10 protein-coding genes are annotated in these 13954 nt (G+C 66.8%); 5 read left to right on the top strand and 5 right to left on the bottom strand.

What is annotated here, in order from left to right:
- Positions 1–14 precede the first annotated feature (14 nt).
- The 4 genes from tkt to fdhF all read left to right on the top strand — a co-directional run bounded on the left by tkt (position 15) and on the right by fdhF (position 8095).
- Entirely contained in the window at positions 15–2081 is a 2067-nt protein-coding gene (tkt, locus tag ABNQ38_RS02655) for a transketolase (protein WP_377805555.1), read from the top strand.
- 16 nt (positions 2082–2097) lie between these two features.
- The gene (fba, locus tag ABNQ38_RS02650; RefSeq protein ID WP_377805554.1) at positions 2098–3189 is read left to right on the top strand and encodes a class II fructose-bisphosphate aldolase; all 1092 of its coding nucleotides are present in this window, start codon (positions 2098–2100) and stop codon (positions 3187–3189) included.
- A 336-nt stretch (positions 3190–3525) separates the two neighbouring features.
- Positions 3526–5313, top strand: coding sequence for an NAD(P)H-dependent oxidoreductase subunit E (locus ABNQ38_RS02645; RefSeq protein WP_377805553.1), 1788 nt, complete (start codon positions 3526–3528; stop codon positions 5311–5313).
- Positions 5314–5323: 10 nt separating this feature from the next.
- On the top strand, positions 5324–8095 hold the full coding sequence (fdhF, locus tag ABNQ38_RS02640; protein ID WP_377805551.1) for a formate dehydrogenase subunit alpha: 2772 nt from the start codon (positions 5324–5326) through the stop codon (positions 8093–8095).
- 72 nt (positions 8096–8167) lie between these two features.
- Here fdhF and ABNQ38_RS02635 read toward each other — a convergent pair whose 3' ends face one another.
- Together ABNQ38_RS02635 and ABNQ38_RS02630 are read right to left on the bottom strand one after the other, a co-directional pair.
- On the bottom strand, positions 8168–8611 hold the full coding sequence (locus ABNQ38_RS02635; protein ID WP_377805550.1) for a dihydroneopterin aldolase: 444 nt from the start codon (positions 8609–8611) through the stop codon (positions 8168–8170).
- Between the two features lie 24 nt (positions 8612–8635).
- The gene (locus ABNQ38_RS02630; protein ID WP_377806213.1) at positions 8636–9052 is read right to left on the bottom strand and encodes a DUF3280 domain-containing protein; all 417 of its coding nucleotides are present in this window, start codon (positions 9050–9052) and stop codon (positions 8636–8638) included.
- A 117-nt stretch (positions 9053–9169) separates the two neighbouring features.
- Here ABNQ38_RS02630 and ABNQ38_RS02625 point away from each other — a divergent pair, with 117 nt between their 5' ends.
- Complete coding sequence (locus tag ABNQ38_RS02625; protein ID WP_377805549.1) at positions 9170–9844, top strand: hypothetical protein; 675 nt, start codon at positions 9170–9172, stop codon at positions 9842–9844.
- 9 nt (positions 9845–9853) lie between these two features.
- On the opposite strand, the gene ABNQ38_RS02620 is transcribed toward ABNQ38_RS02625, so the two are convergent.
- The 3 genes from ABNQ38_RS02620 to ABNQ38_RS02610 all read right to left on the bottom strand — a co-directional run bounded on the left by ABNQ38_RS02620 (position 9854) and on the right by ABNQ38_RS02610 (position 13743).
- A complete protein-coding gene (locus tag ABNQ38_RS02620; protein WP_377805548.1) occupies positions 9854–11197 on the bottom strand; it encodes a quinoprotein dehydrogenase-associated putative ABC transporter substrate-binding protein in 1344 nt (447 codons plus the stop codon).
- 7 nt (positions 11198–11204) lie between these two features.
- Complete coding sequence (locus ABNQ38_RS02615; protein WP_377805547.1) at positions 11205–11807, bottom strand: c-type cytochrome; 603 nt, start codon at positions 11805–11807, stop codon at positions 11205–11207.
- Positions 11808–11907: 100 nt separating this feature from the next.
- A complete protein-coding gene (locus ABNQ38_RS02610; protein WP_377805546.1) occupies positions 11908–13743 on the bottom strand; it encodes a methanol/ethanol family PQQ-dependent dehydrogenase in 1836 nt (611 codons plus the stop codon).
- Between the last annotated feature and the right edge of the window lie 211 nt (positions 13744–13954).

Genomic DNA, 13954 nt, shown 5'->3' with positions numbered 1-13954 from the left:
CGATGAATGCATCGATGACCGCGGCCCTTGAGGTCCGCGAACAGGACCGGCTTGCCGTTTCGCCGACTGAGTTGCCCGACAATACTCCCGACCGCGGCTCCGGACGTCGCCTGTTGGCGAACGCGTTGCGCATGCTCGCCATCGATGCCGTGGAGGCTGCGAATTCCGGCCATCCCGGTATGCCGATGGGGATGGCCGACATCGCCGAGGCGCTGTGGCGGCGCCATCTGCGCCACAATCCGACCGACCCCAGCTGGCCTGACCGCGACCGCTTCGTGCTGTCGAACGGGCACGGCTCCATGCTGCTCTATGGACTTCTGCACCTGACCGGCTACGACTTGCCGATGGAGGAACTGCGGCGCTTCCGGCAGCTCGGTTCCCGCACGCCGGGCCATCCGGAATATGGCGTGACGCCGGGGGTGGAGACGACCACCGGACCGCTGGGGCAGGGCCTCGCCAATGCCATCGGCATGGTACTTGCCGAACGGCTGCTGGGGGCGGAGTTCAACAGGCCGGGGCACCGGATCGTCGATCACCGGACCTTCTGCTTCGTCGGCGACGGTTGCCTGATGGAGGGGATCAGCCACGAGGCCTGCTCGCTGGCCGGCACGCTGGGTTTGGAAAAGCTGGTGATCTTCTATGACGACAACGGCATTTCCATCGATGGTCCCGTCGCCGGCTGGTTCACCGACGACACACCGCAACGGTTCGAGGCCTATGGCTGGCGGGTGATCCGGCAGGTCGATGGCCATGACGCCTACGCGCTGGATGCCGCCATCGACGAGGCGCTGACCCCCTGCGGCAAGCCGACGCTGATCTGCTGCAGGACGGTGATCGGCCACGGCTCTCCCAACCGGGCCGGTTCGGCCGAGGCGCATGGCGCACCGCTGGGCTCGGCGGAGGTCCTAGCGACCAGGGCCGCGCTCGGATGGAGCGCCCCGCCCTTCGAGATTGCGGAGGAGGTGTACGCCGGTTGGGATGCCCGGCGGCGCGGTGCGACGGCACAGGCCGACTGGCAGGCCCGGTTCGGCGCCTATGCCGACGCCCACCCGCAGGCCGCGGCGGAGTTCCTGCGGCGGATGTGCGGCGACCTGCCGGAGAGCTTCGCCAGTTCGGCCGATGCCTGGATTGGCACCGTCGCCGCGCAGGCGGAGGCGATGGCGACGCGCAAGGCATCGCAGCAGGCGATCGGTGTGCTGGCAGGCCTGCTGCCGGAGCTGTTGGGCGGATCGGCGGACCTGACCGGCTCAACCCTCACCGACTGGCGGGGGAGCGGCGGGCGCCACCTTCATTACGGCGTGCGGGAATTCGCAATGGCAGCAGTGATGAACGGCATGGCGCTGCATGGCGGCTTTCTGCCTTTCGGCGGCACCTTCCTGGCCTTTTCCGACTATGCCCGTAACGGCCTGCGCCTGTCGGCGCTGATGGGACTGCGCGTGGTCCACGTCTTCACCCATGACGGCATCGGCCTGGGCGAGGACGGTCCGACCCATCAGCCGGTCGAGCATGCCGCCAGCCTGCGTCTGATCCCGAACCTCGACGTCTGGCGCCCGTGCGATGCCCTGGAGACCGCCGTCGCCTGGCGCGCTGCGGTGGAGCGGTCGAACGGGCCGACCGCGCTGCTGTTGTCGCGACAGAGCCTGCCGGCCCAAGGAACAGGGCGTGCCGGCACTGATCTCGCCCGTGACGTGGCCCATGGCGGCTATGTGCTGGCCGACGATGGGCGGCCTGATGTGGTGCTGATCGCCACCGGATCGGAGGTGTCCATCGCCATGGAGGCTCGGCTGCTGCTCGCTAACCGGGGCATCGCCGTCCGAGTCGTTTCCATGCCCTGCTGCGAGGTGTTCGACCGGCAGGATCCGTCATGGCGCCGCGCCGTACTGCCCGACGGCATTCCCCGGCTGGCGGTGGAGGCCGGGGCAACCGGGCTGTGGCGCGCCACCGTCGGGCTTGCCGGTGATGTGGTGGGCCTCGACCGTTACGGCGAGTCCGCTCCAGCCGCAGACCTCTACCGCCATTTCGGCATCACGGCCGACTTGGTGGCAGACCGCGCCCAACGCCTGTGCGTCCCCCTGTCTTGAACCGGAGACCTCCCCGATGGCCCTGATCTCTCTTCGGCAGCTCCTCGACCATGCGGCCCAGCATGGCTATGGCGTGCCGGCCTTCAACATCAACAACATGGAACAGATCCAGGCGATCATGCAGGCGGCGGACGACTGCGCGAGCCCGGTGATCCTCCAGGCGTCGGCCGGAGCGCGCAAATATGCCGGCGAGCCGTTCCTGCGCCATATGGTGCAGGCGGCTGCGGAGATGTGGCCGCATATTCCCGTCTGCCTGCATCAGGACCATGGCGCCAGCCCGGCGGTCTGCCAGCAGGCCATCCGTTCCGGCTTCACCAGCGTAATGATGGACGGCTCGCTGCTGGACGACATGAAGACACCGGCCGGTTACGACTACAACATCCGCGTCACCCGGCAGGTGGTGGAGCAGGCGCACGCCGTCGGCGTTTCGGTGGAGGGTGAACTGGGTTGCCTCGGTTCACTGGAGACCGGCCAGGCAGGGGAGGAGGACGGCTCCGGCGCCGCCGGCACGCTGTCGCGCGACCAGCTTCTGACCGATCCGGAGCAGACGGCCGATTTCGTGGCGCGCACGGGCGTGGACGCGCTCGCCATCGCCATCGGCACCAGCCACGGTGCCTACAAGTTCAGCCGCCGCCCGGATGGCGAGGTTCTGGCGGTCGACCGCATCCGCGCCATCCATGAGCGCATCCCTGACACCCATCTGGTGATGCACGGGTCATCCAGCGTGCCGCAGGAATGGCTGGAGATCATCCGCGCCCATGGCGGTCGCATCCGCGAGACCTACGGCGTCCCGGTGGAGGAAATCCGCGAGGGCATCCGCAACGGTGTGCGCAAGGTCAACATCGACACCGACATCCGCCTTGCCATGAGCGGCAGCCTGCGTCGCGCGTTGATGACGCGACCGGAGGAATTCGACCCGCGCCGGTTCCTGGCCGAGGCCACCAGGGCCGCCCGCAGCCTCTGCCGCGAACGGTTCGAAGCCTTCGGATCCGCCGGACACGCGGAGCGGATCGTTCCGCTTCCGCTGGAGCGCATGGCCGCCCGCTCCGCGGCATTGGAGTTCGCGGCGATGGAGCGGCGGTCGCCAGCGGCGATGGCGTCGCACTGACGGAGTGCGGCGCTGGTCGACAGTTCTCCCTATCTCGGTCGCGCCCTCAATCGCCTGCTCGGCGGTTGAGGGCGTCTTGCATCAGCGATGCCATGCTGTGCTCCCTGATCCACTGCCATATTGAACCTCCGGACGCGCTTGAGGTCGTCGTCCGCAGCAATATCGACTTATGCCAACAGCCCATCCGACATTCCCATCCGGCCGGGGCTGTAAACGATTTAGAATGCTGACATTCAGCAGAATATCGGTTAACGTGGCATCTGGTATACGAAACGCCAGGAACTTGGGATCGCGACAACCAGAAGCGCGAACCACCCAGCAGAGGCCAGAACCGTCGTGACCGCATTCCCTCCGATCATCAGCGCGACGCCGCCCGGCGGCGTTCCCGCCCGCAGCATCCATCCCGGCTCCGGCCGCCGCAAGACGCGCGACCAGCAGAAGGGCCGTCAGGTCGATCCCCTCAGCCTTGACGAGATACGGGCGCTTCTCGGCGACCGTTCCCGTCAGCCGGATCTGCTGATCGAGCATCTCCACCTGCTTCAGGACCATTACGGCTGCCTGCATGCCCGCCGTCTCGCCGCCTTGGCGAAGGAGATGAAGCTGGCGCTGGTCGAGGTGTTCGAAGTGGCGTCCTTCTACGCCCATTTCGACATCGTGATGGACGGAGAGCCGGCTCCGCCGAAGCTGACCATCCGCGTGTGCGACTCCCTGAGCTGTGCCCTGGCCGGGGCCGAACAGCTGCATGAGGCGCTGAAGGCCGGCGTCGACGAGCGTGAGGTGCGCATCCTCCGCGCGCCTTGCATGGGAGGCTGCAACAACGCGCCGGTCGTGGCGATCGGCCATGCCCCGCACGAGAACGCGACGGTCGAGAGCGTACTCGACGCCATGGCCCATGGCCATGTCCACCCCGACATTCCCGACTATCTGGGCTTCGACGACTACATCCGCGGCGGCGGCTACAAGATGCTGGCCGAGTGCCTGAACGGCGCGCGCGATGTCGATGCTGTGCTGAAGGGGCTGGAGGATTCCAGCATCCGCGGCCTGGGCGGCGCCGGTTTCCCCACCGGCCTGAAATGGCGCTATGTCCGGGCGGAGCCGGGACCGCGCATGATGGCGATCAACGGCGACGAGGGCGAGCCCGGCACCTTCAAGGATCGCTTCCATCTGGAACGCGACCCGCACCGCTTTCTGGAAGGGATGCTGATCGGCGCCTGGACGGTCGAGGCGACCGATGTCTACATCTACCTGCGCGACGAATACCCGCAATGCCGGGAAATCCTGCTGCGCGAAATCCCGAAGGTCGAGGCCGCCGGCTTCGCCCGCCACACCCGCATCCATCTCCGTCGCGGTGCCGGCGCCTACATCTGCGGCGAGGAGTCGGCGATGCTGGAAAGCATCGAAGGCAAGCGCGGGCTGCCCCGACACAAGCCGCCCTTCCCGTCGGTGGTCGGCTTGTTCGGCCGCCCGACCCTGATCAACAACATCGAGACGGTGTTCTGGGTCCGCGAGATCCTGGAGAAGGGCGGGGCGTGGTTCGCCAGCCATGGCATGAACGGGCGCAAGGGGCTGCGCACCTTCTCGGTCTCCGGCCGGGTCAAGGAGCCGGGGGTCAAGCTGGCCCCGGCCGGAATCACCCTGCAGGAGCTGATCGACCAGTATTGCGGCGGCATGGCCGACGGCCACACGCTGAAGGGCTACCTGCCCGGCGGTCCGTCGGGCGGCATCCTGCCGGCGTCGATGGCGAACATCCCGCTCGATTTCGGCACGCTGGAGGCACACGGGTCCTTCATCGGTTCGGCCGCCGTCGTCGTGCTGTCCGACAAGGACAACATGCGCGACGTTGCGCTCAACCTGCTGAAATTCTTCGAGGATGAAAGCTGCGGCCAATGCACGCCCTGCCGGGTCGGCACTGAGAAGGCGGTGCGGCTGATCAGCGAACCGGAATGGGACGAGGAGCTGCTGACCGCCCTCGCCACCGTCATGGGCGACGCCTCGATCTGCGGCCTGGGGCAGGCGGCGATGAATCCGATCAAGCTGGTGATGAAGCATTTCCGCGACGACTTCGTGTCGCGCCAGGGCAGGGCTCAGGGTACCGCCCAGGGCGCAACCGGATCGCAGGGGTAAGGAGACCGACATGTCCAACGGCATCACGTTCACCCTGGACGGCACCGAGGTCACGGCGCGGAACGGCGAGACGATCTGGCAGGTCGCCACGCGGCTGGGCACCGAGATTCCGCATCTCTGCCACCGGCCGGAGCCGGGCTACCGCCCCGACGGCAACTGCCGCGCCTGCATGGTGGAGATCGAGGGGGAGCGCGTGCTCGCCGCCTCCTGCATCCGCAAGCCCAAGCCCGGCATGACGGTGCGCACCGCGTCGGAGCGGGCCAAGGCATCGCGCAAGCTGGTCTTCGAACTGCTGCTGGCCGACCAGCCGGAGCGGAAGAGCGCGCACGACCCCAACTCCACCTTCTGGAACTGGGCCGACAAGGTCGAGATCGCCGGCAGCCGTTTCCCCGCCGTGGACCGTCCGACCAAGACGGACGACATGTCGCATCCGGCGATGGCGGTCCAGCTCGACGCCTGCATCCACTGCAACCTGTGCGTCCGCGCCTGCCGCGAGGTGCAGGTCAACGACGTCATCGGCATGGCGGCGCGCGGGCATCTGGAAAAGATCGTCTTCGATTTCGACGACCCGATGGGCCAGTCCACCTGCGTTGCCTGCGGCGAGTGCGTGCAGGCCTGCCCGACCGGTGCGCTGATGCCGGCGACGCTGGTGGACGAGAAGGGCGTCTACGCCAACGCACCCGACCGCGAAGTCGACTCGGTCTGCCCCTATTGCGGTGTCGGCTGCCAGCTGACCTATAAGATTAAAGACAACAAGATCGTCGCAGTCGACGGCAAGGACGGCCCGTCGAACCAGAACCGCCTGTGCGTGAAGGGTCGTTTCGGCTTCGACTATGCCCATCACGGCGACCGTCTGACCGTGCCGCTGATCCGCAAGGAGGGCGTGTCAAAGCACGACGTCGACATCGACCCGATGAACCCCTTCACCCATTTCCGCGAAGCGAGCTGGGACGAGGCGCTGGCGGTGGCGGCCGGCGGCCTGCGCAAGATCCGCGACGAGCGCGGCGGCAACGCGCTTGCCGGCTTCGGGTCGGCCAAGGGGTCGAACGAAGAGGCCTATCTGTTCCAGAAGCTGGTCCGCACCGGCTTCGGCACCAACAACGTCGATCACTGCACCCGGCTCTGCCATGCCTCGTCGGTCGCAGCCTTGATCGAGGGCGTCGGGTCGGGGGCGGTGTCGGCGCCTTTCATGGCGGCGGAGGATGCGGAGGTCATCGTCATCATCGGCGCCAACCCGACGGAGAACCATCCCGTCGCCGCCACCTTCTTCAAGAACGCGGCGGAGCGCGGTGCCAAGCTGATCGTCATGGACCCGCGCGGCCTCGCCATGGCGCGCCATGCCACGCACATGCTGCAGTTCACGCCGGGCCGCGACGTGTCGATGCTGAACGCCATCCTCCACACCATCATCGCGGAGGGGCTGTACGACCGACAGTATGTCCAGGCCAACACCGAGGATTTCGAGGCGCTGGCCGAGACGGTCAAGGACTACCCGCCGGAGGAGATGGAGAAGGTCTGTGGCATCCCGGCCGCCACCCTGCGCACGGTGGCCCGGCTGTTCGCCCGGTCCAAGGCGTCGATCATCTTCTGGGGCATGGGCGTGTCGCAGCACATCCACGGCACCGACAACAGCCGCTGCCTGATCGCGCTGTCGCTGGTCACCGGCCAGATCGGCCGTCCCGGCACCGGCCTGCACCCGCTGCGCGGCCAGAACAACGTCCAGGGCGCGTCCGACGCCGGCCTTATCCCGATGTTCTACCCCGACTACAAGTCGGTCGAGGATCCGGAGGTCCAGTCCTTCTACGAAAATTATTGGGGCACCAAGCTGGACGGCAAGCGCGGCCTGACGGTGGTCGAAATCATGGACGCCATCCATGACGGCCGGATCAACGGCCTCTACATCGAGGGCGAGAATCCGGCGATGTCCGATCCGGATGTGACCCACGCCCGCGAGGCGCTGGCGATGCTCGACCATCTGGTGGTGCAGGACATCTTCCTGACCGAGACGGCCAAATACGCCGACGTGGTTCTGCCGGCCTCGGCCTGGCCGGAGAAGGACGGCACCGTCATCAACACCAATCGTCAGGTCCAGATGGGCCGTGCGGCGGTGCCGCTGCCGGGCGAGGCTCGCCAGGATCTGTGGATCATCCAGGACATGGCGCGCGGGCTGGGCCTGAACTGGACCTATACCCACGTGTCGGAGGTGTTCGCCGAGATGGTCGGCGCCATGCCGTCGCTCGCCAACATCAGCTGGGAGCGGGTCGAGCACGAAGGCTCCGTCACCTATCCGGTCGACGGTCCCGACCAGCCCGGCCACGACATCGTCTTCGGCAACGGCTTCCCGACGAAGACGGGCCGCGGGCGCTTCGTACCGGCGCGGCCGATCAACCCGGCGGAGACGCCTGACCTTGAATACCCGCTGGTTCTCACCACCGGCCGCCAGCTGGAGCATTGGCACACCGGGTCGATGACCCGCCGGTCGAGCGTGCTCGATGCGGTGGAGCCGGAGGCGGTGGCCTATGTCTCCCCGCATGACCTCACCCGCGCCGGGATGAGGACCGGCGACTACATGCTGGTGTCGAGCCGTCGCGGCACGATCCGCCTGAAGGCGCGCATCGACGACCGCATGCCGGTGGGGCTGGTCTTCATCCCCTTCGCCTACGCGGAAGCGGCGGCGAATGTGTTGACCAATCCGCAGCTCGATCCCTTCGGCAAGATCCCGGAGTTCAAGTACTGCGCGATCAAGATCGAGAAGGCGCAGATGGCCGAGGCGGCGGAGTAGCGAGGTTACAACGGGTCCCGCAGGCGGCGATGCGCGCCGCCGCCTGTGGCCCCACGGCTGGCTTTGCTACCGTTACGACGGCTCCCGTGCGCCGGTCAGCACCACGCCCACCCCGGCGGCCTGCGGGACGATCTCCAGCTTTTCCACCTGCACCCGGGCGAAGACCGCCTGCGGCGGCGACAGGCACAGCGCCAGCAGTTTCTCCGCCAGCACCTCCAGCAGTTGGATGTGCGGGCTTTGCGTGAAGGCTTCGACGCCCTTGATCAGGTATTCGTAGGAGACGACGGCGTCGAGATCGTCGACGAAGGGCCGGTTCGGCACCTCCACCGTGACGGTCAGGCTGACCCGCACGCGCTGGGTCCGGGTCTTCTCATGATCCCAGACGCCGATGCGGAAATCGCCGACATAATCGCGCAGCACCAGATCGTAACGGCGCATCAGGGCCGCCGTGCGCGGCGGCGGCGGTCGCAGGACGTTCATGATGCTGCTGTAGCCGCTTTGTGATTCGTCCGGCATTCCTCGGTCCTCCCTGCCGCCCGCTTACCGCTTTTGCGGCGCATGTTCCGCCAGCCGATGATCGACCAGCCAGCCGACGCCGCGCGACCATGCGGTCTCGGTGTCGCCGCGGATGTCGCCGCGCGCCGTTGTCACCGCCTGGCCGGTGCCGACATCCTCGACGACCACACCGATCCACAGGATCAGGCTGCTTACCTTGCGGACGATGCCGAAGACGACCAGATCGGCCCCGGCCGCCCGCGCGATGTCGCGCTCGCAGCCGTTGCAGGACCGGATCACGGTTCCCGGCGGGACCAGTCCGGCGGTGGCCGCATCGCCGATCACGGCATACCCCTTGGCATCGAGGGCATGGCGCAGCTCCGCACTGACCCGTTTCAGCCGCTCCGCATGCTCCACGGATGGGGCTTCGCCGCTGCTGTCCTCCAGTTCGAGGTCCAACACCAGCGTCCGCGCCGATGCCGGTGCCGGCAAAGCGACCGTCGCAACAGCGATGATAGCGGCTGCGGCCCACCTCCCCACATGATCCATCGGACTTCTCCTTTTGCGCAGCGGTTCCGATTGCGCCGGATCGTTGGCGGGGCCATCATTCATGCCATGCAACGATATTCCTCCGTCCTCGGACCCGCCTTCGCCGCGGCTCTGGCCATCGCCGTGGGCGCCGGATTGCCCGCCGCTGCCATTGCGCAGGACCCGAAGAACCCCGACTGGCCCTGCCAGCAAATCCTCGTTCCCAGCTTGTCCCCGGCTTCGGTATGGGATGGCCCGTCGCTCGACGGACTGATGGACGAATGGCAACGAGACCCCGCGGTCGCCACCCTGGTCCGGCGCGCCGCCGACGACAGTATCGATCTCGCGACGCTGGAACCGCAGGCCGAAGCGCTGGCGGGGCCGGTTAAGCAGGACGCGGAACAGGAGCACGATCGCAAGCTCGCCCTGGTGTTCGCCGGAACCTTCCAGACGCTGGATCGTCAGCGCACCGCCGCCATCGCCTCCATCGAGCGGTACGCCCAGCACCAGCGTGCCCTGCGCGACCGCATCGCCGCCAGCCTGCGCGATCTCGACACCGCATCGGGCGACGCGGCCCGCGCGAAGGAGATCAAGGATGCCATCGCCTGGGACCGCCGCATCCTCGACGACCGCCGCCGGTCGCAGACCGCCGTGTGCGAGCAGCCGGCCCGGATCGAGCAGCGGCTCGGCCAGATCGCCCGGATGCTGACGGCGTTGCTGTCCTGAGCGGAGCACTCAGTTCCCAACCTTCGATGCAGGGTTTGAGGATACGGGGTTCGGTTCCGGTTCGACCGTGACCAGCTCGTGTCCCGCGGCCGTCCAGCCTTCGGTGCCGGCGGGGAACCATTTGACCGCTTGGTAGCCCAGGGCCACCGCGCGCTTGGCCGCATTCCAGCTCATCCAGCAGTCGGGCTGGCAGAACACCACCAGCGGACGCTTGCGGTCACCCGCGGTCAGTGCCTCCAAGCCGGTGCGGAGATAGGCCTCCTGTTCGTCCGAGGGCGCACCGTAGCCGACATTCGGCAGCCAATGGGCGCCGGGAAGGCTGCGATGCGGTGGCGGCACCCAACGGCTGTCCGCCGTCAGACCCGCAGGTTTCGGTGGCGTCGGCAGCACGTCGACCAGGGCAGCGCCGGCCTTCGCCAGCCGCTCCACCTCCGCCGCTCCCACCGTTTCGGCGCCACGCAGGCCGGGTGGGGTGGGGGAGCGGTAATCGGCCATGCGATAGCCGTCCGGTTCCGCCACCTCTGCCCGGATGGTTCCGTCGGCATTGACCAGCGGGACATGATATTCGGCGAGGATGCGGTCGATATCGCCCTGACGGCGGACGATGAAATCGTTCAGCCAGTGCCGCCAGTCCGGCTCGTCCGGACGGAGGCCCATGGAGATCATGTACTGAAAGGGCGAAGCCCCCGGCTCGTCCATCAGCGGCACGACCGTCAGCGGCACCTGCTGCCGGGCGGCGAAATAGCCGGCAATCGGCCCCCACACGATGGCGGCATCGGTGCGTGCCGCCGCCACGTCCTCCACCGCCTGCTGGGCCGGATGGTGGGCGCGCGTGTCGGTGTCGAGCTGGTAGGGCTCCATGTTGATCAACCCATGGCGCAGCATCACCGCAGAAGGCGGCGTGCGGGCGACGACGCCGATGCGTGCACCCTGCAGCGACGCATCTGCCAGCGTTTTCGCCGTGATTCCGGAATCCTTCCGATAGATCAGCGCATAGGTCGACCGGTAATAGGGATTGGTGTTCTGCATCAGCTCTTCGCCGACCGCGGTGCCCATCACCAGATCGCATTGGCGGGTGCGCAGCGTGTTGCGGACGAAGCCGATCGTCTGCGGCCACCATGTGAAGGCCAACGGTACCTTCAGATCGTCGGCGATCAGCTGGGCGATCCGGTTCTCAAACCCCTCGCGACGATCGTTGGAGAAGGGAAGCAGGCTGGCGTCGGCGCAGACGCGCAGCACCTCGGTGGGGATGCCCTCTGTCGCACTGGCAGGCTGGCCAATGGACGCAGCCGCCGCGCAGAGCGCGACGGCCAGGTACAGGACACGCCTGGAAAAGGAGAGCCGGCGGGTCATGCCGGACTCACGACGGCGCTTTGAACCGCTCGGGCCGTCCGCGGCCGATCTTGTCGTCCGAACGCGCCTTCAGATAGCGGTAGATGTCGGCGAGGTTGAGCATCACGTTGGGATCGGACCCGAAGGTCGGCATCACCTTGTCGCCGGTGGCACCCATGTTCTTGCGGCCATTGGTCACCACGTCGGTGAATTGCCAATAGTCCATCCGCTTCAGTGAATCGGCCAGCGCCGGCGCGAAGGACGAGCCGAGCCCGTCCGGCCCGTGACAGACATGGCAGGACGAGGCGTAACGCCGATAGCCGTTGTAGGTCCCCTGGTCCACCTTGCCGTCCCGCACCGCGTAGAGCGGCACGCCCTGATCGTCCACCAGTTCCTCCGGGTCGGCGACCTTCGCCTCCTGCGCGGCGTTTCCGCCGGCTGGGGCCTGGGTGGTTGGAGCCTGGGCGGTTGGGCTTTGCGTAGCCGGAGTTTGAGCGGTTTGCGTCTGGTTCGGCGGTGTTGGGCTCTGCTCCGGTTTCTGTGCTGTATCCTGCTGGCCGAATGCGGTGCCGAGGGTCACGGTTGCGGTGAACCCGACGGCGGCGCACAGCCCGATCAGGTATTTGGGCATCTTGCTTTCTCTCCCCACTGCCTTCATGCGTAGGCGCCATCAGCCTGGAAATTGTGCGGGCGCCGGCCCCCAGCCTTGGGAACCGGCGCCCGCTTGTTCGTTACTGAGTGTCCGGCAAGGCGAAGACGGTCAGCGTGCCGCCCAGTTGGGTGTATTCGCCCAGTGCCTTGTGTGCGCCGACGGCGCCCAACCCTTCCTGTTCGCCGGTCAGACCGGCGGCCAGCCCGATGCCGGCCCAGCCGCCGACACCCGACAGCACGGCGATGTACTGCTTGCCCTTGTGCATGTAGGTGTTGACGTTGCCGATGATGCCGGACGAGGTCTTGAAGTTGTACAGATCTTTGCCGTCCTTCAGGTCGAACGCCTTCAGATAGCCTTCCAGCGTCCCGTAGAAGCCGACGCCGCCCTTGGTCGACAGGGCACCGCTCCACACTGCGAAGCGTTCGGGCTTCGACCAGACGATCTTGCCGGCGGACGGATCCCAGGCGATGAAGTTGCCCATCCCGCCATGGGAATCGGGCGCCGGATACATGCTGAGCGTCGCGCCGACATAGGGCTGGCCGGCGGAATACTCCACCTTGAACGGCTCGTAATCCATGCAGATGTGGTTGGTCGGCACATAGATCAGGCCGCTGTCGGGCGAGTAGCTGGCCGGCTGCTGGTCCTTGGAGCCCAGCGCCGCCGGGCAGACGCCGGTGGTGTTGTGATCCTCGCCCTGGGCGAAGGTGCTGTACTTGTCGTTCACCTTCGGCCGGCCGGTCTTCATGTCGATCTCGCTCGCCCAGTTGACGGACGGATCGTACTTCTGAGCGACCAGCAGCTCGCCGTTGGTGCGGTCGATGGTATAGGCGAAGCCGTTGCGGTCGAAATTGATCAGCGCCTTGCGCTTGCCCCCGCCGATGGTGACGTCGGCCAGGATGTTCTCGTTGACGCCGTCATAATCCCATTCGTCGAAGGGCGTCTTCTGGAACACCCATTTCGCCTGTCCGGTGTCGGCATCGCGGGCGAAGATGGTCATCGACCATTTGTTGTCGCTCTTGGCCCGGTCCTTGTCGACTGCGCGCTGCGCCGGGTTCCAGGTGCCCGGGTTGCCGGTGCCGTAATAGATCAGGTTCAGTTCGGGATCGTAGGTGTACCAGCCCCAGGTGGTGCCGCCGCCGATCTTCCACTGGTCGGCCGGCCAGGTCTTGATGCCGAGGTCGGGCTCGCCGATCGGCTTGCCGAGCATCATCGTCTTCTGCGGGTCGATCATCACGTCCTTGTCGGGACCGGTCGAATAGGCCCGCCACACCATCTTGCCGGAGTTGATGTCGTAAGCGGTCAGATGGCCGCGCACGCCGAACTCGCCGCCGCTGATGCCGACATAGACCTTGTCCTTCACCACCAGGGGGGCGGCGGTCAGCGTCTCTCCCTTGCTGGCGTCGCCGTTCTTGGCCGACCACACCACCTTGCCGGTTTCGGTGTCCAGCGCCACCAGCGTGTTGTCGGCCTGTCCCAGGAACAGCTTGTTGCCGGCGACCGCCACACCGCGGGTGACGGTGTCGCAGCACATCACGGGGATGACGGACGAGTCCTGTCTCGGCTCATACTTCCACTTGATGCGGCCGTTGTCGTTGAGATCGAGCGCATAGACATTGTTGGGGAAGGGCGTCGAGATGTACATCGTGTCGCCCACCACGATGGGACCGCCTTCGTGGCCGCGAAGCACGCCGGTGGAGAACTGCCACACCGGGCGCAGGTTCTTCACGTTGTCGCGGGTGATCTGGTCGAGCGTGCTGTAACGCTGGCCGGCATAATTTCCAAGCTGCAATGCCCAGTTGGACGGGTCCTTCTGGTTCTTCAGAATGTCGTCGTTGGCGAAAGCACCAGTGGGAATGGCGGCGGTGGCCGCCTGGATCGCGGCGGTGACGAGCAGACAGCGCACAAAGGGGTTCATGTGTTTCCTCCCGTTTTTTCGGCGGTCGTCCGTGGTCCCAGAAACTCGTGCGGCGGCAGGCGGCGGCTTCCGTGAAAGGCGATCTTCAGAGAGGGCGTTCTCCCTCGACGATGGACGCGTGACGTCGAACTGAGAGACGTCGGGCGGTTCGGTTACCGGCGCTCCGATTTCGAACTGTTTTGGCATCGCAGGCGTGCCGGTCCTAAATGAC

It is taken from the genome of Azospirillum sp. A29, assembly GCF_042604625.1.
Classification (GTDB): domain Bacteria; phylum Pseudomonadota; class Alphaproteobacteria; order Azospirillales; family Azospirillaceae; genus Azospirillum; species Azospirillum palustre.
The sequence above is the reverse complement of the archived record's forward strand: the minus strand, read 5'-3'. Positions and strand labels throughout refer to the sequence as shown.

Excerpts from the sequence above, each read along its gene's own strand:
- ABNQ38_RS02610 (WP_377805546.1), bottom strand. The coding sequence starts at position 13,743 with ATGAACCCCTTTGTGCGCTGTCTGCTCGTCACCGCCGCGATCCAGGCG.
- ABNQ38_RS02635 (WP_377805550.1), bottom strand. The coding sequence starts at position 8,611 with ATGCCGGACGAATCACAAAGCGGCTACAGCAGCATCATGAACGTCCTG.
- fba (WP_377805554.1), top strand. The coding sequence starts at position 2,098 with ATGGCCCTGATCTCTCTTCGGCAGCTCCTCGACCATGCGGCCCAGCAT.
- fdhF (WP_377805551.1), top strand. The coding sequence starts at position 5,324 with ATGTCCAACGGCATCACGTTCACCCTGGACGGCACCGAGGTCACGGCG.
- ABNQ38_RS02615 (WP_377805547.1), bottom strand. The coding sequence starts at position 11,807 with ATGCCCAAATACCTGATCGGGCTGTGCGCCGCCGTCGGGTTCACCGCA.
- tkt (WP_377805555.1), top strand. The coding sequence starts at position 15 with ATGACCGCGGCCCTTGAGGTCCGCGAACAGGACCGGCTTGCCGTTTCG.
- ABNQ38_RS02620 (WP_377805548.1), bottom strand. The coding sequence starts at position 11,197 with ATGACCCGCCGGCTCTCCTTTTCCAGGCGTGTCCTGTACCTGGCCGTC.